Origin of the sequence: Streptomyces sp. NPDC085524, from assembly GCF_044541755.1 — a bacterium.
Classification (GTDB): Bacteria; Actinomycetota; Actinomycetes; order Streptomycetales; family Streptomycetaceae; genus Streptomyces.
On the sequence record NZ_JBITTH010000018.1, the window covers coordinates 168,166 to 188,735 of the forward strand.

At 74.0% G+C, this 20,570-nt stretch carries 21 protein-coding genes and 1 pseudogene; 11 read left to right on the forward strand and 11 right to left on the reverse strand.

Going from position 1 to position 20,570, the window contains the following annotated elements; genetic code table 11:
- Window positions 1-11: 11 nt before the first annotated feature.
- From ACIGFK_RS26655 to ACIGFK_RS26665, 3 genes are read left to right on the forward strand one after another with little or no spacing between them, the layout of a single operon-like run.
- Window positions 12-575, forward strand: coding sequence for an FHA domain-containing protein (locus ACIGFK_RS26655; protein ID WP_376659368.1), 564 nt, complete (start codon window positions 12-14; stop codon window positions 573-575).
- A gap of 4 nt (window positions 576-579) precedes the next feature.
- Window positions 580-852 carry a hypothetical protein gene (locus ACIGFK_RS26660; protein WP_400053855.1) on the forward strand — a complete coding sequence of 91 codons (273 nt, stop codon included), beginning with the start codon at window positions 580-582 and terminating at the stop codon, window positions 850-852.
- A 15-nt stretch (window positions 853-867) separates the two neighbouring features.
- A complete protein-coding gene (locus tag ACIGFK_RS26665; RefSeq protein ID WP_376659366.1) occupies window positions 868-1,347 on the forward strand; it encodes a GNAT family N-acetyltransferase in 480 nt (159 codons plus the stop codon).
- Window positions 1,348-1,354: 7 nt separating this feature from the next.
- Here the strand turns inward: ACIGFK_RS26665 and ACIGFK_RS26670 are convergent, their stop codons facing one another.
- The gene (locus tag ACIGFK_RS26670) at window positions 1,355-2,632 is read right to left on the reverse strand and encodes a M14 family zinc carboxypeptidase (RefSeq protein ID WP_386466509.1); all 1,278 of its coding nucleotides are present in this window, start codon (window positions 2,630-2,632) and stop codon (window positions 1,355-1,357) included.
- Window positions 2,633-3,023: 391 nt separating this feature from the next.
- Window positions 3,024-5,303, reverse strand: a complete 2,280-nt coding sequence (treY, locus tag ACIGFK_RS26675; RefSeq protein ID WP_400053857.1) for a malto-oligosyltrehalose synthase — start codon at window positions 5,301-5,303, stop codon at window positions 3,024-3,026.
- A gap of 82 nt (window positions 5,304-5,385) precedes the next feature.
- On the opposite strand from treY, the gene ACIGFK_RS26680 reads away from it, so the two are divergent.
- On the forward strand, window positions 5,386-6,735 hold the full coding sequence (locus ACIGFK_RS26680; RefSeq protein ID WP_400053859.1) for an MFS transporter: 1,350 nt from the start codon (window positions 5,386-5,388) through the stop codon (window positions 6,733-6,735).
- Here ACIGFK_RS26680 and glgX read toward each other — a convergent pair.
- Entirely contained in the window at window positions 6,720-8,834 is a 2,115-nt protein-coding gene (gene glgX, locus ACIGFK_RS26685; RefSeq protein ID WP_376660771.1) for a glycogen debranching protein GlgX, read from the reverse strand. The two genes, ACIGFK_RS26680 and glgX, sit on opposite strands and share 16 nt — an antisense overlap.
- A 276-nt stretch (window positions 8,835-9,110) precedes the next feature.
- On the opposite strand from glgX, the gene ACIGFK_RS26690 reads away from it, so the two are divergent.
- Together ACIGFK_RS26690 and ACIGFK_RS26695 are read left to right on the forward strand one after the other, a co-directional pair.
- Window positions 9,111-10,370, forward strand: coding sequence for an SAV2148 family HEPN domain-containing protein (locus ACIGFK_RS26690; protein ID WP_376660770.1), 1,260 nt, complete (start codon window positions 9,111-9,113; stop codon window positions 10,368-10,370).
- Between the two features lie 115 nt (window positions 10,371-10,485).
- The gene (locus ACIGFK_RS26695) at window positions 10,486-11,199 is read left to right on the forward strand and encodes a 3'-5' exonuclease (protein ID WP_376660769.1); all 714 of its coding nucleotides are present in this window, start codon (window positions 10,486-10,488) and stop codon (window positions 11,197-11,199) included.
- Between the two features lie 80 nt (window positions 11,200-11,279).
- Here ACIGFK_RS26695 and ACIGFK_RS26700 read toward each other — a convergent pair whose 3' ends face one another.
- On the reverse strand, window positions 11,280-11,840 hold the full coding sequence (locus ACIGFK_RS26700) for a TetR/AcrR family transcriptional regulator (RefSeq protein ID WP_376660768.1): 561 nt from the start codon (window positions 11,838-11,840) through the stop codon (window positions 11,280-11,282).
- A 95-nt stretch (window positions 11,841-11,935) separates the two neighbouring features.
- Between ACIGFK_RS26700 and ACIGFK_RS26705 the strand changes: the two genes are divergently transcribed.
- A complete protein-coding gene (locus tag ACIGFK_RS26705; RefSeq protein ID WP_376660767.1) occupies window positions 11,936-12,538 on the forward strand; it encodes a DUF2867 domain-containing protein in 603 nt (200 codons plus the stop codon).
- Window positions 12,539-12,567: 29 nt separating this feature from the next.
- Here ACIGFK_RS26705 and ACIGFK_RS26710 read toward each other — a convergent pair whose 3' ends face one another.
- From ACIGFK_RS26710 to ACIGFK_RS26720, 3 genes are all read right to left on the reverse strand, one after another.
- Window positions 12,568-12,939, reverse strand: a complete 372-nt coding sequence (locus ACIGFK_RS26710; protein WP_400053863.1) for a hypothetical protein — start codon at window positions 12,937-12,939, stop codon at window positions 12,568-12,570.
- A gap of 182 nt (window positions 12,940-13,121) precedes the next feature.
- Window positions 13,122-13,745, reverse strand: a complete 624-nt coding sequence (locus ACIGFK_RS26715) for a hypothetical protein (RefSeq protein ID WP_400053865.1) — start codon at window positions 13,743-13,745, stop codon at window positions 13,122-13,124.
- A 20-nt stretch (window positions 13,746-13,765) separates the two neighbouring features.
- Window positions 13,766-14,629, reverse strand: a complete 864-nt coding sequence (locus ACIGFK_RS26720) for a phosphotransferase enzyme family protein (protein WP_386466520.1) — start codon at window positions 14,627-14,629, stop codon at window positions 13,766-13,768.
- A 110-nt stretch (window positions 14,630-14,739) separates the two neighbouring features.
- On the opposite strand from ACIGFK_RS26720, the gene mgt reads away from it, so the two are divergent.
- The 3 genes from mgt (at window position 14,740) to ACIGFK_RS26735 (ending at window position 17,218) form a co-directional block, all read left to right on the forward strand.
- Window positions 14,740-15,960, forward strand: a complete 1,221-nt coding sequence (mgt, locus tag ACIGFK_RS26725; protein ID WP_386466521.1) for a macrolide-inactivating glycosyltransferase — start codon at window positions 14,740-14,742, stop codon at window positions 15,958-15,960.
- Window positions 15,961-15,980: 20 nt separating this feature from the next.
- Window positions 15,981-16,544 (forward strand): DUF1697 domain-containing protein, encoded by a 564-nt coding sequence (locus ACIGFK_RS26730; RefSeq protein WP_376660762.1) that lies wholly within the window; start codon window positions 15,981-15,983, stop codon window positions 16,542-16,544.
- 143 nt (window positions 16,545-16,687) lie between these two features.
- On the forward strand, window positions 16,688-17,218 hold the full coding sequence (locus ACIGFK_RS26735; protein WP_376660761.1) for a GNAT family N-acetyltransferase: 531 nt from the start codon (window positions 16,688-16,690) through the stop codon (window positions 17,216-17,218).
- Here ACIGFK_RS26735 and ACIGFK_RS26740 read toward each other — a convergent pair.
- Entirely contained in the window at window positions 17,215-18,060 is an 846-nt protein-coding gene (locus tag ACIGFK_RS26740) for an aldo/keto reductase (RefSeq protein ID WP_376660760.1), read from the reverse strand. The two genes, ACIGFK_RS26735 and ACIGFK_RS26740, sit on opposite strands and share 4 nt — an antisense overlap.
- Before the next feature lie 44 nt (window positions 18,061-18,104).
- On the opposite strand from ACIGFK_RS26740, the gene ACIGFK_RS26745 reads away from it, so the two are divergent.
- Complete coding sequence (locus ACIGFK_RS26745; RefSeq protein ID WP_400053868.1) at window positions 18,105-19,127, forward strand: ketopantoate reductase family protein; 1,023 nt, start codon at window positions 18,105-18,107, stop codon at window positions 19,125-19,127.
- Between the two features lie 40 nt (window positions 19,128-19,167).
- Here ACIGFK_RS26745 and ACIGFK_RS26750 read toward each other — a convergent pair whose 3' ends face one another.
- From ACIGFK_RS26750 to ACIGFK_RS26760, 3 genes and pseudogenes are all read right to left on the reverse strand, one after another.
- The gene (locus tag ACIGFK_RS26750) at window positions 19,168-19,533 is read right to left on the reverse strand and encodes a hypothetical protein (RefSeq protein ID WP_386466528.1); all 366 of its coding nucleotides are present in this window, start codon (window positions 19,531-19,533) and stop codon (window positions 19,168-19,170) included.
- A gap of 165 nt (window positions 19,534-19,698) precedes the next feature.
- Window positions 19,699-20,463, reverse strand: a complete 765-nt coding sequence (locus ACIGFK_RS26755; RefSeq protein ID WP_386466530.1) for a sirohydrochlorin chelatase — start codon at window positions 20,461-20,463, stop codon at window positions 19,699-19,701.
- A 2-nt stretch (window positions 20,464-20,465) separates the two neighbouring features.
- A pseudogene (locus tag ACIGFK_RS26760) lies at window positions 20,466-20,570 on the reverse strand (ABC transporter permease); the annotation flags it as partial.

Here is a 20,570-nt window from a genome sequence, read left to right on the forward strand (position 1 = left end):
ACAATCACCCTGTGACGTCGAGTTTCGAGTTCCCCGCCTACCCCGTGCCGCGGCTCTCCGACGCCGAGCGTGACCGGGCGCTGGGCCAGCTCCGCGAGGGCGCGGCCCTCGGGAAGCTGTCCCACGACACCTTCCTGCGCCGGATGGAACTCGCCCTGGTCGCGCGCCGTTCCGAGGACCTGGCCGTCCTGACCGCCGATCTGCAGACCAGGGCGGGCGCCGAAAGCGGCTGGACCCGTCGGCTGTTCGGCTGGGTCGGCCGGGCCTCCGCCGTGAGCGTCGGCGTCCGGCGCGCCTGGGCGGCTGAGAAGCTGCCCAAGCTGATGCTCCCGCACCCGAGCTCGACGCCCCTGCGGATCGGCCGCGACCCGGGCAACGGTCTGCGGCTCAGCCACGAGACGGTGTCCCGGGTGCACGCGGAGCTCGGTATGCAGGACGGGGTCTGGGTGGTACGGGACCTCGGCTCGACCAACGGGACCACGGTCAACGGGCTCCGGGTCACGGGCACCGCGGTGGTGCGCGACGGCGACCAGATCAGCTTCGGGAAGATGGCCTTCCGCCTCTCGGCGGGCTAGGGCCGTGCGCTTCACCGACCGGCACAACCTGTCGGACCCGTACGACGAGACCCCCGCGGAGCGCCCGCTGCTGCGCGAGGGATTCCTCGCGACGACCAACCCGCTCGACCGGGAGGAGTTCACGGCGCGGCTGCGCTGGATGCTCCTGGACGGGGACGGGGACGGGGACGGGGACGGGGACGGGGACGGTCCGGAGCGGAGGTTCGCCTCGGTCGCACCCGATCTCCCGCGTGCTACCGGCTCCGGCCACCTGCTCCTGGCCAACGGCTGCCCCTGAGGCAGCATGGGCGCCATGGAACCGCAGCACACCCCCGTCATCCGCCGGGCGCGCCCCGCCGACCTGCCGCGCCTGATCGAGCTCATCCACGAGCACGTCGCCTACGAGAAGTCCGAGCCGCGCCCGCCCGGGCTCGCCGAGCGGCTCGGCCCGCAGCTGTTCGCCGAGGACGCCCCGCTGTGGGTGCTCCTGGCCGAGACCCCCGGCGGCGAGGTCGCCGGATACGCAGCCTGCTCGACCGAGTTCGCCTTCTGGGACGGCCGCCATCACCTCCACATGGACTGCCTCTACCTCGCGGAGGGGGCCCGGGGGCACGGTCTCGGAGCCGCCCTGATGGACGCGGTCCGGGGACTGGCCCGCGAGCTCGGCCTCGGCCACGTCGAGTGGCAGACCCCCGACTGGAACGAGGGCGCCATCCGCTTCTACGACCGGCTCGGCGCCACCGGCCGCCCCAAGCGCCGGTACGCGCTGCCGGCGGACCCCGCCGGAGCCTGAGCACGGGCTACCGTTCGGCCGCCACGAGGCGTTCGTACGCCGCCAGGACCGTGCGGGACTGGTGCTCCACCTGGGTGGCCACCGGGACCCAGCGGGCCCCGAAGCGGGCCGAGAACTCCTCGCACCACCCGGTGACCAGCCGGTCCAGCCCCGGCGCCGCCGGCCCGCCCTGAGCGCGGAGCACCCGCAGCAGCATCGCCGCGGCGCGCAGCGACAGGCGCCGCCCGAAGGCGTCGATGCTGGCGATGTACGCGGCCGTGGCCTCCGCAGGTGCACCGGCACCGGTCCACTCCGCGGCGATCCGGGGGATGAGGGAGAGGGTCCAGTCCACGGCGCGCAGCAGGGCCCCGGCCGTCGGGTCGGGCCCGGCAGCGGCCCCCTCCCGGGCCCGGGCGACGAGCGCGGCGTCCGCCGTGAGCCGGCCGGCCAGCAGGCGCAGGGCGCCGCGCGGGTCGGGGTGCGGCGCGGGATCGTCCACCAGGTCGGAGGCCCACATGGGTACTTCGACGATGGCGGTGGTGCCGGCGTACCGGTGTGCGTGGTACCAGGTGCTGAGCCGGGTGTCCTCCGGGTGGAAGGCCCCGGCGGCCTCGCTCCCCGGCTCCGGGATCACGAAGATGCCCGCTCCCGGGGAGGGCCAGCCGGCGGCGTCCGAGGCCCCGTACTCCACGGGGATGCGCAGCTCCGCGGCCGATTTGCCGAAGGGCTCGGCGAGGCCGGGTATGTCCCGGGTGAGCTGCACCCAGGAACCTCCGAGGTCCGTCGCGTGCAGGGAGACCTGCAGGACGGGACGGAGTTCGTCGATGAGGGCGGTCAGGGCGAGGGTCTCGGGCGGCAGCCGGTCCGGGGGCAGTAAGGACGGCGCCCACTCGGGCTGTTCGGGCCCGGGGGGCCGGTAGAAGCTGCGGTGGTAGTCGAGGAGCGAGTAGGGGCGGGGCGTGCGGTGCAGGCCGGCTCCGTCGGGATCGGCGCAGAGCAGGAAGTGCCAGCCGCAGCCGGCCCGGGGTGCGGGCTCGCGGAGCAACCGCCGCGCCAGGGCCAGCGCGGTGGCCCCGCCGACGGGCTCGTTGGCGTGCGCTCCGGCGACGACGAGCACGTTGCGGGCGGTGCCGGGTCCCGTGGGCGCGAGGGACAGCACCCACAGGGGCTGCCCGCCCCGGGAGGCGCCGGCCTGGCGGAGCCGGGCGTCGCCGGGGTGGTCGTCGGCCAGGGCCCGGGCGGTCAGGGCGAGTTCGTGCGGTGTGGGGTAGCGCGTGTCACGGAGGAGGGTCACAAGTGATGCCATGCCCGCCGGGACGCCGGACTACTGCTCCACGGGCCCCGAACTTCCCCGGGTGAAACCCCTGGCCAAGGCCCTGTCCCGCAGGGCGCGGCGGTGTGCGCTCGGCGGGGCAGGCCCGTCTGCCCCCCCGCGCCGCCGGGGCCGGGTGTGCAGCGGGGCGCCCCCGCAGGGCGTCGAACGCAACCACCGCTCTCCCCTCCGACCCCTGGAAACGTTCGACGGCCGAGGAGGTGCCCCGGCGCGCGGCCGGGCCCGGCGGCCCCTGCCCGTGCGGGGCGCGGGTGGGGGCCGCTGCGCGGAGCCGTCCCCTACCCGCCCTTCCACCGTTCCCCGGGGCTCCGCCCCGGACCCCGTGCCTCAAGCGGCGGCGGGGCTGACAACCTGCCCCGGACCCCTACTCGGTACGGACGAGGGCCGCCGCCGGCCGGGTGGCCAGGAGCCCGGACAGGTCCGCGTCGCCCTCGTAGGGCGCGTACGCAGCACCGTCCGTCGGCGGCACCGGCACCCACCGCCCCGGCGGCAGCGGCAGCACGGTCCCGCGCCAGCCCCCGGCCGCCGCCAGCCGGTGCGAGAGGCGGGTGGCGACCGCCACCAGCCCGGCCGGGCGGGCGAAGGCCAGGCAGTGCTCCGCCGCCGGGCCCCGGGCCGCCAGCGGGGTGTAGCCGGTGAAGAGGTCGGGGCGGGCGCGGCGCAGGCGCAGCAGGCTGGAGGTGAGGGCCAGCTTCTCCTCGGCGGGGCCGACGGCCGCGGCCCCCGCGTCCAGCCGGGCCAGCGCCTCCCGCGGGAACACGGCCGGACGCCGGTTGTCCGGGTCGACCAGGGCCCGGTACTCGGTCTCCGCGCCCTGGTAGACCTCCGGCACGCCCGGCATCGCCAGGTGCAGCAGCGCCATGCCGAGGAGATTGGCCCGGGCCGCCCCGGCCAGCTCCGGCGGGAGGTCCACGGCCGCCGGGGCGTATCCCGGGACGCCCGCCTCGTACGCCTCGTCCCGTTCGGTCCAGCTGGTGTGCAGCGCCGCCTCCCGGACCGCCTTGAGCAGGGCCCCCGCCAGCCGGGGCGCGGCATCGGGGACCGGGCCCAGGCCCAGCGCGGTCTGCCGGGCCACCCACGACAGCTGGGCGTCGGGCCCGCCGCCGGGCGGGTCCGCCGCGGCCGGCGCCTGGGACAGCACCGAGATCCGGGCGCGGACGTCCGCGCTGCGCTTCGTGTCGTGCGTGGACAGCACCGTCCCCGAGCGCGGCCAGTCCCGTTCCAGTTCGGCGCAGTACGCGTGGAACTCCGCCACCGGCACCGCCGGCCGCCCCGGATCCCCGCCGACCTCGGTCGCCGACAGCAGCGGCGCGTACCGGTAGAAGGCCCGGTCCTCGAGGGACTTGGCGCGCAGGGCCGCCGAGGTCTGGGCGAAGCGGGCCGCGAAGGCGGGATCCCGCGCCAGCAGCTCCCGTACGCCGTCCACCGCGCCCGCGCCCGCCAGTGCGGCGGCCCGCTCCACGGCGGCCGGCGCCGGCCCCGGATCCCCGGGGTACGGCCGGTACACGGGATAGGCGATGAGCAGCTCCCGCACCGCATCCGCCAGCTCCGGCCCCGCCCGGCGCTCCAGCGCCGCCAGCTCGGCGGCGAGGTCCCCGGTCAGCACCTCCCGCGCGCAGGCGCCGGCCATCCGCTCCCAGTCGGTGGCTTCGGTCAACTCCTGATACCGCCCGGCGAGTTCCGCGGCGCCGGCCGGATCGGTGAACACCCCGTCCACCCGGTGCAGCGCGTCGTACCCGGTGGTCCCCGCCACCGGCCAGCCGGACGGCAGCCGCTCGTCGCGGGCCAGGATCTTCTCCACCACCACCCAGCACCCGGCGCCGACCGCCGCCCGCAGTCTTCGCAGGTAGCCCTCCGGGTCCGCCAGCCCGTCGACGTGGTCGATCCGCAGGCCCTCCACGACCCCGTCCCGGACCAGTTCCAGTACCTTCGCGTGGGTCGCCGCGAACACCTCCGGGTCCTCCACCCGGACCCCGATCAGCTCGGAAATGGTGAAGAAACGCCGGTAGTTGAGCGAGGTGCGGGCCTCCCGCCACCAGGCCGGCCGGTACCACTGCGCGGCCAGCAGTTCGGCCGTCGCCAGCCCGGCAGTGCCCTCCCGCAGCGGGAACTCCTGCTCCCCGTAGCGCAGCACCTCCCCGTCGGCCTCCGGCTGGCAGGACTCCGCAGGCCCCGCGAGCACCGGCAGCAGCAGCTGCCCGCCGCCCGCCTCCCAGTCGATGTCGAACCAGCGCGCGTACGGGGAGTGCGGGCCCTCCCGCAGCACCTCCCACAGGGGCGCGTTCAGGTGCAGCGGCGTCGGCACCGCCATGTGGTTCGGGACGATGTCGAGGACCAGGCCCAGCCCGTGCGCCCGGGCGGCCGCGCCCAGCGAGCGCAGCCCCGCCTCGCCCCCCAGCTCGGCCCGCACCCGGGAGTGGTCGGTGACGTCGTACCCGTGCGCGGAGCCGGGCACGGCCTCCAGCACGGGGGAGAGGTGCAGGTGCGACACGCCGAGCGAGGCGAGGTACGGCACGGCCTCCTCGGCCGCCGCGAAGGGGAACTCGGGCCGCAACTGGAGCCGGTAGGTCGAGGTCGGCGGAGGGGCGGCGCCGGCTTCCGGAACGCCGGGTTCCGATCGGATGTCTGACAGCGGCTGACTCATGAGAACGTACGTACCCAGTCAGCCGGATTCCGTGCCATGGCCCAATGCATACGGGTGACCGCGCCCGCTTAGCGTGGATCGGGTGGTTTCAACGGTCGACACCTATCGCAGAGTCATCGCCCTGACCGGGCCGCTGCTGCCGGTCTTCTCCTTCCTCGCCCGGCTGCCCGTCGCGATGTCCCAGTTCGGGAGCGTGCTGCTGGTGGCGGAGACGAGCGGCTCGCTCGCCGCCGCGGGAATCGTCGGCGGCGTCCTCTCCGCCGGGCAGGTGCTCTTCGGGCCGGTGCTGGGCCGGCTCGCCGACCGCCACGGACAGCGGCCCATCGTGCTCGTCGCCGCCGCCGTCAACGCCGTCGCCACCACCGCGCTCGTCGCCGGAGCCGTCGGCGGGCTCGGCACCGTCCCGCTCGCCGCGATCGGCGCCGTCACCGGCGCCTCCGTACCGCTGATCGGGCCGCTCGCCCGGACCCGTTCCGTCGCCCTCGTGCACCGCGTGAAGGCCGACGAGAGCGTCATCGGAGCCGTCCACTCCATCGAGGGGACGATGGACGAGGTCTCGTTCGTCATCGGCCCCGCACTCGTCGGACTGGCCGCCCTCGTCGCGCATCCCGCCGTCGCCCTCGGCGGCGCGGCCGCCCTGGTCGCCGTCTTTGGCACCGCCTTCGCACTGCACCCGACCGCGGCCGTCACGGCGGGGGGCCCCGCGCCCGAACGCCCGAAGGGGGCGCGCGGCGGCCGGCCCGCCGGCGTCGTGTACTCCGTCCGCGGCTCGCTCCTCCTGCAGGGCGCCATGTTCGGCGCTCTCCAGGCCGGGATCGCCGCGCTCACCGAGGAGTTGGGGGTGCCGGGCCAGGCCGGCATCGTCTACGCCGCCAACGGCGTGGTCAGCGCCGTGGTGGGCCTCTCCCTCGGCGCACTGCCCGCCCGGTTCGGGCTGCGGCTGCGCTGGCGCATCGCCACCGCGGCCTCCCTGCTGCTCTCCGCGCCGCTGCTGTTCACCGGCAGCCTGTGGGCCCTGTACCTGATCGTGACCCTCCTCGGCGCGGCCGTCGCACCCCACCTGATCACCGCGTTCGCACTCACCGAGCGGCACGTGGAGCCGTCGCGGCTCGCCGAGTCGATGGCCTTCGCGACCAGCTCGCTCGTGGCCGGTCAGGCCCTCGCCCTGACCCTGTCGGGCCGGATGGCCGAGGGGTACGGACCCTCCGGGGCCTTCGCCGTGGCCGTGGGGGCGGCCGCGTTCGCCCTGGTGCTCTCCCTGTGCACCAGGGTGCCCGCGGGCCGCACCCGGACCGTGTCCGGGCCGGCCGGGGCGGCCGGGGCGAGCGGGACGGGGGAGGCGCCCGGGCCGGCCGGGGTGCGCGACACGTCGTCCGCCGACAACGCGCCCGAGCCCGCGGCCGGCACCGCCGACGGCTACGCCGGCCGCTGAAGCACCACCAGGCTCCGGCCGGTCAGCGTCACCCGGTCCCCGGCCGCGTACTGCGGCCCGGTACCGGCCGGCAGCACCTGCTCCCGGGCGGTGTCCACCACCAGCCGCCACTGGTCGCCGTGCCCGGCCGGCAGGGTGAACTCCTGCGAGTCCGCACCGCAGTTGAACATCAGCAGGAACGAGTCGTCGGTGATCCGCTCGCCGCGCGTGCCCGGCTCGGAGATCGCCTCCCCGTTGAGGAACACGGTCAGTGCGCGGGTGCTCTGCGCCTGCCAGTCGCGGGCCCGCATCACCTCGCCGTGCGCGGTGAACCACGCGATGTCCGACAGTTCGTCGTGGGTCCCCTCCACCGGCCGTCCGTGGAAGAACCGGCGCCGCCGGAACACCGGGTGGTCGCGCCGCAGCCACACCATCTGCCGGGTGAACTCCAGCAGCCCCGGCGCCGGTTTGCCCGGCACCGGCCAGTCCACCCAGGACAGTTCGTTGTCCTGGCAGTACGCGTTGTTGTTGCCGCCCTGGGTGCGGGCGAACTCGTCGCCGTGGCTGAGCATCGGCACGCCCTGCGACAGCATCAGCGTGGCGATGAAGTTGCGCATCTGGCGCTCGCGCAGCTCCAGCACCCCGGGATCGTCGGTGGGGCCCTCCGCCCCGCAGTTCCAGGACCGGTTGTGGGTCTCGCCGTCCCGGTTGCCCTCCCGGTTGGCCTCGTTGTGCTTCTCGTTGTACGAGACCAGGTCGTGCAGGGTGAACCCGTCGTGGCAGGTGGTGAAGTTGATCGAGGCCAGCGGCCGCCGCCCGTCGTCCTGGTAGAGGTCCGAGGAGCCGGTGAGCCGTCCCGCGAACTCGGCGAGCGTGCGCGGCTGCCCGCGCCACAAGTCCCGTACGGTGTCCCGGTACTTGCCGTTCCACTCGGTCCACAGCGGCGGGAAGTTGCCCACCTGGTAGCCGCCCTCGCCCAGGTCCCACGGCTCGGCGATCAGCTTCACCTGGCTGACCACCGGATCCTGCTGGACCAGGTCGAAGAACGAGGACAGCCGGTCCACCTCGTGGAACTGCCGCGCCAGCGTGGCCGCCAGGTCGAAGCGGAAGCCGTCCACGTGCATCTCGGTCACCCAGTACCGGAGCGAGTCCATGATCAGCTGGAGCACGTGCGGGGAGCGCATCAGCAGCGAGTTCCCGGTGCCCGTGGTGTCCATGTAGTGCCGCGGATCCTCCGCCAGCCGGTAGTAGGAGGCGTTGTCCAGCCCGCGGAAGGACAGCGTCGGGCCCAGGTGGTTCCCCTCGGCGGTGTGGTTGTAGACCACGTCCAGGATCACCTCGATCCCCGCCTCGTGCAGGGCCCGCACCGCCGACTTGAACTCCAGCACCTGCTGCCCTCGGTCGCCCGAGGCGTAGCCGTTGTGCGGGGCGAAGAAGCCGATGGTGTTGTAGCCCCAGTAGTTGCTCAGCCCGTCGTCGACCAGCCGGTGGTCGTTGACGAACTGGTGCACCGGCATCAGCTCCAGCGCCGTCACCCCGAGCTTCGCCAGGTGCCCGATGACCGCCGGGTGGGCGAGCGCCCCGTAGGTGCCGCGCAGCTCCTCCGGCAGGTCGGGGTGGCGCATGGTCAGCCCCTTGACGTGGGCCTCGTACAGCACGGTGTGGTGGTACTCGTGGCGCGGCGGCCGGTCGTTGGCCCAGTCGAAGTACGGGTTCACCACGACCGAGCTCATGGTGTGCGGGGCGGAGTCCAGGTCGTTGCGGGAATCGGGGCGGCCGAAGTGGTAGCCGTAGACCTGCTCGCCCCAGTCGACACTGCCGCTGATCGCACGCGCGTACGGATCGAGGAGCAGCTTCGCCGCGTTGCAGCGCAGGCCGCGCTCGGGTTCGTAGGGGCCGTGCACGCGGAACCCGTACCGCTGGCCCGGCATCACGCCCGGCAGGTACGCGTGGCGGACGAAGGCGTCCGTCTCGCGCAGCTCCACGGCCGTCTCCGAGCCGTCGTCGTGCAGGAGGCACAGCTCGATGCGCCGGGCGGCCTCGGAGTAGACCGCGAAATTGGTGCCGGCTCCGTCGTAAGTGGCGCCGAGCGGATACGCCTGTCCAGGCCAGACTTGCATGGATAACGACTCTTCCCGTCATTCTGCGGCTGATCCGGCGTGGACCACGTCACTGCCAGATCTTCCCCGAAAGAGGGCCCCCACACGGGGACTTGGCAGGGGTCCTACCGGGTGACCCGCAGACCTGATATGCGGGTCAGCGGACTGTCTGCGCATCGGATAATGGGTCAACGGACAACCGGTGTACGGGTCATCGGGCTGCAGTGGGCCGCGCGCGCGGAGTACCCTTCCGTGATCACTGGAGACGGGCGTCCAGACGCAGAAGGCGGTGCACGGGTGAGCTCGGGAGGTCTGGAGCTGCCCCCTGGTGACAGCGGTCACGAGGGTGGCCCGGCGGACGCCGTGGGCGCGGCCCCCGGCGGGACGGCGGCCGCGGCGGTGTCCCTGGCCCCGCAGGCGGCCGGGAGCCTGCGGGCCGGCGCCGAACTGGACTGGGGCGCGGAGGCCTGGAGCGAGGTCCGTACGCGGGCGCAGCGCGCGGGCCGTGCGTACATCTGGCTGAACCTGATCGAACAGCGGCTGCGGTCGGTGGTCGGGGCGGTGCTGCGGCCGATCTACGAGCCGGTGCACGGCGAGGACGACTGGGTGGTCGCCGCCGCGGGGCCCGCCGGGCAGGAGTGGGTGCAGCGGGCCGTGGCCGTGCGCGAGGTCAGCCGGCGCAAGGGCTACCTGCTCGACCCGGCCGACGACAACGTGCTCAGCTTCCTGACCCTGCCGCAGCTGCGGGAGCTGATGGTGCAGCACTGGCCGTGCTTCGAGCCGTACTTCGACGACCGGCGCGAGATCGAGCTGGCCCTGGACGAGCTGGAGGTCACCCGCAACGTGGTCTCCCGCAACCGGGCGCTGTCGCGCGCCGTGCTGGAGCAGGCGGAACGGGCCTCGGCGCGGCTCCTCGACGTGCTCGGCGGCGGCGCGGGCACGCCCGGGGCCGACCGGCTGCCGATCGACGCCGTCGAGGACCTGGTGGGCGACCGGTACGCGGACGTGATCTCCGTCCACCCCGACCGGGTGCGCCTGCAGCGCCAGCTCCCGGCGGAGGACCTCTTCGGGGGCGCGCGGCGGCTCGACGCCATCGGCATAGGCCTCAACCTGCTGGTCCAGAACTTCTCCGGCCGAAGACTCGTCCGGCTCACGGAGGCCGGCTGCCGGGTGCGGCTGCTGTTCCTGAACCCGGCGAGCAGCGCAATCAAGCGGCGCGAGCGGGAGCTGGGGCTGCGCAAGGGCGAGCTCAGCCGATCGGTGGAGATGAACATCCTGCACGTCCGCCGCGTCCGGGCGGGGCTGGCGGACCCCTCGCGCTTCGAGATCCACGTGTTCGACGAGACCCCCCGCTTCACGGCCTACCTGGTGGAGGGCCAGTCCTCGGGCATCGCGGTCGTCCAGTCGTACCTGCGCCGCGCGCGCGGCATGGAAGCCCCGGTCCTGGTCCTGCGCGGCGGCGGCCGGGGGGTCCCGAAGGACGCGGAGCACGGGCTGTTCACGACGTACCGGGAGGAGTTCGAAGCGGTGTGGGAGGACTCCCGGCCGGTGTCCTGACCCCCGTCGGGACCGCGGCCCGGGACCCGGGGGACGGTTTGTCAGTGGGGCGTGGCAGGCTGAAAGCCGTTGATCGAAGGCGTACGGGGGAGGGCACGGCATGGGGGGATCGGGGATGAGCTGGGTCAGTGGGCCGATGGTGGCCTTCGACCTGGAGACCACGGGGACCGACATCGAGAGCGACCGCATCGTCACGGCCGCGGTCGTGACGATGGAGCCGGACGGGCGGGTGGCGCGGGAGCGGACGTGGCTGCTCGATCCGGGGGTGCCCATTCCGGAGCAGGCTTCGGCGATCCACGGGATCTCCACGGAGCACGCCCGGGAGAACGGACTGCCGGCCGCACCCGCGGTCGAGGAGATAACCGGCACGCTGGCCCGGGAACTGGCCGCGGGCACCCCGCTCGTCGTGATGAACGCGCGGTACGACCTGTCCCTGCTGGACCGCGAGTGCCGCCGCCACGGGCTCGAGACGCTGGGCCGGCGGCTGGCGGGCCGGCCCGCGCCGGTCATCGACCCGCTCGTCCTGGACAAGCACGCCGACCGCTACCGCAAGGGCCGCCGGACCCTCCAGGCCCTCTGCGAGCACTACGGCGTCACCCTCGACGCCGCGCACAACGCGGTCGCCGACGCGCTGGCCGCGGCCCGCGCGGCCCGTCGGATGGGGGCCCGGCACGCCGCCATAGGCGGGGTGGAGCTGGCGGACCTGCACGACCTCCAGGTCCGTGCGGCCGCTGAGCAGGCGGCCTCCCTGCAGAGCTACCTGAGGCGCACCTCGGATCCCGAGGCGGTCGTGGAGCGCGCCTGGCCCGTGGTCCCGTACCGGGTCTGATCCGGCGACGGCCAGAGGGCCTGTCGTCGAACTCCCTTCTGCCCCGCCCTCCGGCGACGACGGGAGTTCGACGAAAGGCCCTAGCGCAGGAGCCACTGCCTGGTCAGGTCCATGACCTCCGCGCGGCTGTGGGCGCCGTGGTCGGCGGCGACGACGTAGCTGCCGAGCCGCACCGAGAAGGTGAGCATGCAGCGGACCTCGACGTCGTCCTCGTCCGCGCAGAACTCGCGGAACAGCGAACGCAGGTAGTCCATGCGCCGGTTGTCGACGCGGCGCAGCCGCTCCGCGACGGCTCCGTCGCGCCGGGCCCAGTCGCGGATCGCGAGGTCGAGGGCCACGCCCGTCGCCGGTCCGTCGCCGATCTCCGCGACGAGCGTGAAGAGCCGCTCCAGCCGGGCCCGGGCGTCCCCGCCGCCGCTCTCGACCCGTTCGATGACCGCCTCGGTGACCGACCGCTCCCAGGTGTCGAGCATTTCGTCGAGCAGTGCGCCGCGGCCCTGGAAGTACCCGTAGAAGCCGCCCTTGCTGACGCCGAGCGCCTGCGCCAGCGTCTCGACCCGGACGGCCTCGGGCCCGCCGGCGGCGAGTGCCCGCAGGCCCTCTTCGATCCACTTGCCGCGCGGTGTGCGGGTCACGCCCACGGTGTGTCTCCCCTCACGTCCACCCGTCTATACGGAACCGTATAGACGGGTGCTAGCCTTCTTCTATACGGCATCGTATAGACAGGAGCTTGCTCGTGAGACTCCCGAAATCCGCGCACACCTCCCGTCCCTGGCGCATCCACGAGATCGCCGGCGACTTCCACGTCGAGGACGTCTGGGAGCTGCCGACGCCGGGCGGCGCGGACGACCTGGCACTGCTCGTGGACCAGTTCGCGAACGGCGAGGGGGACCCCGTCCCGTCTCCCGTGGGCCGCGCGCTGTTCGCGCTCCGCTGGAAGCTCGGCGCCCTCTTCGGCTGGGACAAGCCCTCCGACGGACTCGGCGCCCGGGTGCCGACGCTGCGCGACCGGCTCCCGGCGGATCTCCGCGAGGGCCCGCGGGGGCCGGACACCAAGTCGGTTCCGTTCACCTCCGTCTACCTCACCCACGACGAGTGGGCGGCGGAGATGGCCAACCGGACCATGCACGGGGTGATGCACATCGGCTGGGTCCCGGACGGATCCGGCGGCTACCGCGGCCGGATGGCCGTCCTGGTCAAGCCCAACGGCCGCCTCGGCGCCCTGTACATGCTGGGCATCAAGCCCTTCCGCCACCTCGGCGTCTATCCGGCGCTGATCCGCAGCATCGGCCGCGAGTGGGAGCGGCGCGCCGCCGCGAGGAGCGCGAGCGCCTCCTAGTGCCAGGCAGTCCCAGGCCGTCCCTTCCGTCAGCCGACGCCCGTGAGTGCCGTCGCGACCAGCAGGGCCGCGAGCGCGGCGGCGCGACGGCCGTGGCGCCACCCGTCCATCAGCACCTGGGCCGCCGCACCGGCGAAGAGCGGCATGAGCAGGGCCTCCGCGGTGTCCCGGTCCAGCGACACCCGCCGGTCCGTGAGCAGCACACCGGCCGCGAAGCCGAGCAGCGTGGCGAGGAGTACCGGCAGCTCGAACGAGGGCTCCGACCGGCGGATCCGCCGGGCGTCGCGGGAACGGACCGCACGGAAGTGCCGTACGACGCACGCACCCACGGCCAGCGCGGTGACGGCCGTGGCGAGGGAGGCCGCGCCTTCCCAGAGGCTGGGCGGGGGTGTGTGGTCCATGGTGCTGCCGGCCTCTCGCGTGATGCGGGCGGGCGGGCCGCGACCGCGACCCCGCACCGGAATCCTCGATTCCGGCATGTGATGGTCACACGCCGCCCGCGGTGGGCTCACGGCGGGGTGCCGGGGCGGGTGCGAGGCGTTCCGGTCCGCGGCGCCCGGCGTGTCGCCCTGTCCGGCTGGAGCTACTGTGACGCCGGTTCCTCGCCCCAGGTGTCGCGGTACTCGATGTGGATGTCCCGGGCGCTGTCGTCGTGGTGGCGCAGCTGTGCGCAGTAGTGGCGACTGCCGGTGTGGCCCGGGCCGTACTCGGCCACGTCGTGGAAAAGGCCGGCCGTCTCCTGGAACGCCTTCGCGCTCCCCGTCACGAACAGCGTCCGGGCGTGGACGTGGTGGTGGAACAGGTCGCGGTATCCCGAGTGGTTCAGGGCCGCCCGGTCGATCTTTGGCCGTGCTGTCGAGACCCTGGCGGTCCGGCGCAAGCCCGCATCGAGTCGCCCTCGCAGCTCCTTCCAGCGCGAGGGCGCGAACTGGAGCGAGTGGTGCAGCAGGACCAGGTCGAGGCTGCGCGCCCCGACGTCCCCGGAGGTGTCGGTGCGGCGCAGCGGCAGGTGGATCAGGGCGTGCGGCGAGGTGGCGGCCAGGCTCCACAGTCCGCCCATGAGGCGCGCCGCGTCCTGGTCGACGTACGCGTTGAGGAACCAGTCGTCGTCGACGAGCACGGCGCTCTCCGGCGGGTGGGCGGGCCGGATCACCGTGAACTCCTGCGGGCCGAGCCGGGACCGGTGGACCGTGATGGGGAAGCGCATGATCCAGTGGTAGACGGCGCTCAGAAGGAATGCCAGCGGGTTTCCCGGTCCCCGGCCCGCAGTGAGGCCACCCGGCGGCGGAATTCGGCCAGGGCCTTCGGGTTGGCGGGGGCGTGCTGGGAGACCCACGCGCAGCTGGCGGTCTCCCGGGCGCCGCGCAGGACGGCGCAGCCCTCCCAGTCGCGGACGTCCCAGCCGTAGGCGGCCGTGAAGGCCTCGTACGCCCCGGAGGGCAGGCCGTACCGGTCGCGCTGGAGGGCCATCACCACCAGGTCGTGCTCGCGCAGGTCCGCCGAAACGGTCTCCAGGTCGACCAGGACCGGGCCGTCCGGGCCCACGTGGACGTTGCGGGGCAGGGCGTCGCCGTGGATCGGGCCCCGGGGCAGGTGCGGGGTCAGGGCCGCGACCTCGCCGGCGTAGGCGTCGCGGCGTGCCCGCAGGTACGCCGCGTCCGCCGGGTCGACGGCCCCGCCGGCCAGCCGCAGCCAGCGCTCGACCCCGCCCAGCAGGTCCCGCGCGGGCAGGGCGAACGGCGCCGCGGGCAGCGCGTGGAGCCGGCGCAGCAGCACCGCCAGGTCCCCGGGGCCGGCCGGGCGGACCGCATCCGGGAGCCGGTGCCACACGGTCAGCGGATGGCCGTCGACCAGCCGGGGCTTCGGCTCGGCCGCGCGCACCGCCGGGACCCCGCACTCCGCGAACCAGCCCGCCACCGCCAGCTCCCGCTCGGCCCGCTCCAGGAGGGCCGCCTCGCGGCCCACCTTCACGACCAGGCCGCCGACCGCGAAGACGGCGTTCTCCCCGAAGGAGAGCAGTGCGGCGGCGTCGCGGCCGCCGCCGTCCAGGCCCGCGGCGGCCAGTACGTCCCTGGCCCGCGCCTCGTCCATGTGGTTCTCCGCATCCGGCTCGTCGGCAATGCGCCCAGTCTCCCATCCGGATCACAAGGAGCCCCGCATTGCAGTTGCACGAGACGTATCGTCTCGTTACGGTGAGGGGCATGACCTCAGCAGCCAAGCCCGCACACATCGCCATGTTCTCCATCGCCGCCCACGGGCACGTGAACCCGAGCATCGAAGTGATCCGGGAACTCGTCGCCCGGGGCCACCGCGTCAGCTACGCCATCCCCGCCTCCTTCGCCGAGAAGATCGCGGAGACCGGCGCCACGCCCGTGATCTACACCTCCACCCTCCCCACCGACGACGACCCCGAGGCCTGGGGCACCGAACTCATCGACCACCTCGAGCCGTTCCTGCACGACGCGGTCCAGGCCCTCCCGCAGCTCGCCGTCGCCTTCGAAGGCGACGAACCCGACCTGGTCATCCACGACATCACCTCCTACCCGGCGCCCGTCCTGGCCCACCGCTGGGGCGTCCCCGCCGTGTCCCTCTCCCCGAACCTGGTCGCCTGGGAGGGGTACGAGGAGGAGGTGGCCGAGCCGATGTTCGCCGAACTGAAGGAATCCGAGCGCGGAAAGGCGTACTACGCCCGGTTCGCCGCGTGGCTGACCGAGAACGGCCTCGGCGACCAGGTCGACCGGTTCCAGGGCCGCCCGCGCCGCAGCCTCGTCCTCATCCCCAGGGTGCTCCAGCCCCACGCGGACCGCGTCGACGAGTCCGTGCACACCTTCGTCGGCGCCTGCCAGGGCGACCGTTCCGCCACGCAGGGCACGTGGCAGAGGCCGGCCGCCGCCGAGGGCCGGAAGGTGCTGCTGGTCTCGCTGGGCTCCGCCTTCACCAAGCAGCCCGCCTTCTACCGCGCGTGCGCGGAGGCCTTCGGGGACCTGCCCGACTGGCACGTCGTCCTGCAGATCGGCAAGTTCACCGACGCCGCCGAACTGGGTCCGGTCCCGGCCAACGTCGAAGTGCACCACTGGGTCCCCCAGCTGGACATCCTGGGCCAGGCCGACGCCTTCATCACCCACGCCGGCGCCGGCGGCAGCCAGGAGGGCCTCGCCACCGCCACCCCGATGGTCGCCGTCCCGCAGGCCGTGGATCAGTTCGGCAACGCCGACATGCTGGCCGCCCTCGGCGTGGCCCGGCACGTCCCGATGGAACGGGCGGACGCGGCCACGCTCCGGGAGGCGGTGCTCGGACTCCTCGCCGACCCCGAGGTCGCCGTCCGCGCCGAAGCCGTCCGCACGGCGATGGCCGCCGAGGGCGGCACCCGGCGGGCCGCCGACCTCATCGAAGCCGAGCTGTCGCCCGGCGCATTGTCGTAGGCGAGGCCTACGCTGCCCCCATGGCGAAGGCTAAGAAGTACGCGGCGCTGCTGCGCGGCATCAATGTCGGCGGGAAGAAGAAGGTCCCGATGGCCGAGCTCCGCTCCGTGCTGGAGGGGCTCGGCCACGCGGACGTGGAGACGTACCTGCAGAGCGGCAACGCCGTCTTCAGCAGCACGCGGGAGGAACCGGCCGCGCTCGCCCGGGAGCTGGAGAAGGCCATCGAGGAGCACTTCGGCTTCCCGGTGGCCTGCCTGGTGGTCGACGGGGACTACCTGCGCGCCGTCGCCGAGGCCTGCCCCTTCCCGGCCGCCGAGCTCGAGGGGAAGCAGCTCCACGCCACCTTCCTCTCCGAGGACCCGGGCGCGGACCGCTTCGCCGCGATCGACGCGTCCGCGTACCTCCCGGAGGAGTACCGGCTCGGCGACCGCGTCGTCTACCTCTACGCCCCGAACGGACTGGGCCGTTCCGAACTGGGCGTGGCCCTGCACAAGCCCTCCCTCCTCAAGGGCCTGGACGCCACCACCCGCAACTGGAACACCGTCGTCAAGCTGGTCGAACTGACCGGCTCCCGGGCCGACTAGGCCGCCACGGGTACCTGGCCCCGGACGGGCTCCGATGCGCGGGCCGGCGGGCCAGTACGGTGAGGGCAACGTCCGCCCGGTGGTCCGGTTCGCTGAACCCGCCCGCCTTCGGCGACCCCGTCGACAGCAAGGAACCAACGGCCGTGATCACCACAGAACGCCTCCGGCTGCGCCCGCTCACCGACGCCGACACCGACTGGTGGGTGCGTCTCCACTCCGACGAAGAGGTCAACCGGTTCGTCGGCGGCTACACACCGGAGCAGGCCGCGGCACGCCTGCGGGCGATAGAGCAGCAGTGGGCCGAGCGCGGCCACGGACTCTGCGCGGTCGAACTGCGCAGCACCGGCGAGATGATCGGACGCTCCGGGCTGAACTGGTGGGAGCAGTTCGACGAGACCGAGGTCGGCTGGACCTTCGCCCGCGAACACTGGGGTCGCGGCTATGCCACGGAAGCCGCCCGGGCGGTGCTGGCGTGGGGCTTCGGGACGCTGGGGCTCGAGCAGATCACCGCGATGATCCACCCCGGCAACACCGCCTCCGCCGCCGTCGCCCGGCGCCTCGGGTTCACGCCCCTGCGCGAGGACACGATCCTCGACCGCCCCTGCACCGTATACGGCCTGAAGGCCGGCCAGGCGGAGCAGGCCGGTCGGGCGAACGGCGACGGGACGGTCTAGCCCAGTGCGTCCAGCAGCTCCAGCTCCTGCGCCGTGAGGCGGATCGTCGCCGCGTCCAGGTTCTCCGCCAGGTGTCCCGGGGAACCGGTGCCCGGCGTCGGGCACAGGACCGGGGAGTGGTGCAGCAGCCACGCCAGGGCGATCTGGCCCGGGCCCGCCCCGTGGGCCGCGGCCACCGAGGTGACGGCCGCCGCGCTCTCCCGGGTCAGGGAGCCGCTGCCCAGCGGGTAGTAGGGGAGGAAGGCGATGCCGTTCGCCTCGCACACCGCGAGGACTTCGGCCGAGGTGCGGTTCATCAGGTTGTACGCGTTCTGTACCGAGGCGATCGGGGCCGTCTCCAGTGCCGCCCGCAGCTCCTCCGCGGTGACGGTGTCCAGACCGATGTGCCGGATCTTGCCCTCCGCCCTCAACTCGACGAGCGCACCCAGCTGTTCGGCCATCGGCACGGCCGGATCGAAGCGGTGGAGCTGGTAGAGGTCGATGCGTTCCAGCCGAAGCCGCCGCAGGCTCGCTTCGCACTGGCGGCGCAACTGCTCCGGGGTGCCCGCCAGGTGCCACTGGTCGGGGCCCGTGCGCACCACCCCGCCCTTCGTGGCCACGACGAGCCGCTCCCCGTACGGGTGCAGGGCCTCGGCGATCAGCTCCTCGGCCAGGTCGGGGCCGTAGTTGTCGGCGGTGTCGATGAGGGTGACCCCGCGCTCGACCGCGGTCCGCAACAGCTCGTGGGCCTCGCCGCGGCCCGCGCGCGGACCCCAGTAGCCGGGTCCCACGAGGCCGCCGGTGCCGAAGCCCAGCCGCCGGAGGGGAAGGTCGCCGCCCAGTGTGAACGTCTCGTTCGCCATGCCCCGACCGTAACCCAGAGGGCCGGATGTGCCAGGCTCCTCCCATGCGCTACATCATCATCGGAGCGGGCGCGGTGGGCGCCACCATCGGCGGACGGCTCGCGGAGGCGGGCGGCGAGGTGGTCCTCGTCGCGCGCGGCGCCCACGCGGAGGCCCTGCGGACCGACGGACTGCGGCTCACCACGGCCGACGGGGAGCGGGTGCACCGGCTCCCGGTGGTCACGGTCCCGGCCGAGCTGGGCGAACTGCGGCCCGACGACGTGCTGTTGCTGACCGTGAAGACCCAGGACGCGATCGCCGCGCTCGACGCGTGGGGCGACGCGGAGGTCGCGGGCGGCGGGACGGCCGCGCAGCGGCTGCCGGTGCTGTGCGCGCAGAACGGCGTGGAGAGCGAACGCCTGGCGCTCCGGCGCTTCGCGCGCGTGTACGGGGTCTGCGTGTGGCTGCCGTCCACCTTCCTGGAGCCGGGGGTCGTCTCGGCGCTGTGCGCGCCGCTGACCGGCATCCTGCACCTGGGCCCGGCGGCGGGCGGACCCGCGGACCGGACGGCGCGGGCGGTCGCGGCCGACCTCGACAAGGCGGGCTTCGAGGCGCCGGTGGTCGAGGACGTGATGCGGTGGAAGTACGCGAAGCTGCTGGGGAACCTCGGCAACGCGATCCAGGCGACGACGGGACCGGAGCCGGAGCCGGCGAAGGCCGCCCTGCTGCTGCGGGCCGTCCGGGAGGGCAAGGCCGCCTTCGCGGCGGCGGGCATCGCGTACGCGTCCGAGGCGGAACAGGCCGCCGCCCGCGACGGCAAGGTCAACCAGCCGGCGGGTGTGCGCGGCGGGTCGTCCTGGCAGAGCCTGGCGCGGGGCACGGGATCGGTGGAGGCGGACTACCTCAACGGGGAGGTGTCGCTGCTGGGCCGCCTGCACGGGGTCCCGACACCCGTGAACGACGTGCTGCGGCACGCGGCGAACATCTTCGCCCGCGAGTCGCTCCCGCCGGGCGCGATGACCATCGCGGACCTGACCGCCCTCGCGGACGAGGCCGCGGCCCGGGGCCAGGCCGCGGCCCAAAACTAGGCCGCGGCCCGGAACCGGGGCCGCGGCACTCGGCCGTGGGTCAGGAGGTGCGCTTGAGGGTCCAGGTGTTGGCGTTGAAGCTGGGGACGGACGAGTACTGACAGCCGCTCGAATAGTAGGAGCTGACGATCGTCCAGCCGGCCGGGGGCCACGTCGAGGCGCAGGCGTTGACCTGGGTTCCGACCGGGTAGCCCCTGAGGTCCTTGATCTGCTTGGTGTTGGGGTTGAAGCCGGAGCCGCACCCGCCGCTGTTCCACCACTGGACGTCCACCCAGCCGGCCGGGGTGAGCGTGCTGGAGCACATGTTCAGCGTGTCGCCGGGCGCCGCCGAGGCAGGGCTCGCGGTGATCCCGAGGGCGGTGACGGCCAGCGTGGCCAGAGCGGCGGCGTATCGGGTGCGGATCATGAGGGGTTCCCTTTCGCGCGCACTGGGATCGCCGCCGACCGTCGGCGGGCCTGACCAGGCGCCGAGGCCCATTGCATCCGACCGTCCACGATGCGGACAGTGATCTTTTGGGCATAACTCCACGGCGGTTTAAAGCCGGTGGCGGGGCCGGGGCCGGGGCCGGGGTCAGGCGGTCAGGGCCCGGAGACGGGCCGGGACGGCCGCGGCGGCCTCGTCGTAGCGGAGCAGCAGCAGGCGGGCCAGTTCGGGGGCCGCGCCCAGGACCCCGGCCAGCACGTCCGCACCCGCGGCCTCCGCGCCGGCGGCGATGCGGTCCGGCAGCCGGCCCGGGGCGATGACGTACGGGGCGACGGCCACCCGGGCGAAGCCCTCGGCGCGCAGGGCCCGTACGGCGTCCTCCGTACGGGGAAGGGCAGCGGAGGCGAACGCAGGCCGCACGGCGCACCAACCGGTACGCCGCCACTCCCGCGCGGTTTCAGCGATCACTGCGATCGCCTCCGGGTCTGTGGAACCGGCGGACGCGAGCACCACCGCGGTGGTGGACCGGTCCGCCGGGGTGAGGCCGGCTTCGGTGAGCCGGCGCTCCAGGGCGGAGATCAGGAGCGGGGACGGGCCGAGCACGTCGGCCACCCGCACGGACAGCCCCGGCAGCCGGTCCGAGGACTCGGCCAGCACCGCGGGGATGTCCGACTTGGCGTGGAAGGCGCGGGTCAGCAGCAGCGGCAGCGCCACCACGTCGCGTACGCCCGAGAGGTACAGCGAGGCCAGGACCTGTCCGACCGAGGGGCCGTCGAAGTCCAGGAAGGCCGTCTCCACCCGCAGCCCGGGCCGCAGCGAACGGGCACGCCGGGTCAGGGCGTGCACGGTCTCCGCGTGCCGCGGATCGCGGCTGCCGTGGGCTATGACGAGCAGGGCAGGGGCCGTGGCCATGACTAGCTCTTCACCAGGAGGCCGCGGCTGCGCAGGACCCAGCGTTCGGCGGGGCTGAAGATGAGCAGGTCGATGGCGATGCCGACGACGAGGATGAGGATGATCGC

What these genes read in the sequence shown, in the direction of transcription:
- ACIGFK_RS26665 (WP_376659366.1), top strand. Translation starts at nt 868, where the DNA reads ATGGAACCGCAGCACACCCCCGTCATCCGCCGGGCGCGCCCCGCCGAC.
- ACIGFK_RS26670 (WP_386466509.1), bottom strand. Translation starts at nt 2,632, where the DNA reads ATGGCATCACTTGTGACCCTCCTCCGTGACACGCGCTACCCCACACCG.
- treY (WP_400053857.1), bottom strand. Translation starts at nt 5,303, where the DNA reads ATGAGTCAGCCGCTGTCAGACATCCGATCGGAACCCGGCGTTCCGGAA.
- glgX (WP_376660771.1), bottom strand. Translation starts at nt 8,834, where the DNA reads ATGCAAGTCTGGCCTGGACAGGCGTATCCGCTCGGCGCCACTTACGAC.
- ACIGFK_RS26695 (WP_376660769.1), top strand. Translation starts at nt 10,486, where the DNA reads ATGAGCTGGGTCAGTGGGCCGATGGTGGCCTTCGACCTGGAGACCACG.
- ACIGFK_RS26710 (WP_400053863.1), bottom strand. Translation starts at nt 12,939, where the DNA reads ATGGACCACACACCCCCGCCCAGCCTCTGGGAAGGCGCGGCCTCCCTC.
- ACIGFK_RS26715 (WP_400053865.1), bottom strand. Translation starts at nt 13,745, where the DNA reads ATGCGCTTCCCCATCACGGTCCACCGGTCCCGGCTCGGCCCGCAGGAG.
- ACIGFK_RS26720 (WP_386466520.1), bottom strand. Translation starts at nt 14,629, where the DNA reads ATGGACGAGGCGCGGGCCAGGGACGTACTGGCCGCCGCGGGCCTGGAC.
- mgt (WP_386466521.1), top strand. Translation starts at nt 14,740, where the DNA reads ATGACCTCAGCAGCCAAGCCCGCACACATCGCCATGTTCTCCATCGCC.
- ACIGFK_RS26730 (WP_376660762.1), top strand. Translation starts at nt 15,981, where the DNA reads ATGGCGAAGGCTAAGAAGTACGCGGCGCTGCTGCGCGGCATCAATGTC.
- ACIGFK_RS26740 (WP_376660760.1), bottom strand. Translation starts at nt 18,060, where the DNA reads ATGGCGAACGAGACGTTCACACTGGGCGGCGACCTTCCCCTCCGGCGG.
- ACIGFK_RS26745 (WP_400053868.1), top strand. Translation starts at nt 18,105, where the DNA reads ATGCGCTACATCATCATCGGAGCGGGCGCGGTGGGCGCCACCATCGGC.
- ACIGFK_RS26750 (WP_386466528.1), bottom strand. Translation starts at nt 19,533, where the DNA reads ATGATCCGCACCCGATACGCCGCCGCTCTGGCCACGCTGGCCGTCACC.
- ACIGFK_RS26755 (WP_386466530.1), bottom strand. Translation starts at nt 20,463, where the DNA reads ATGGCCACGGCCCCTGCCCTGCTCGTCATAGCCCACGGCAGCCGCGAT.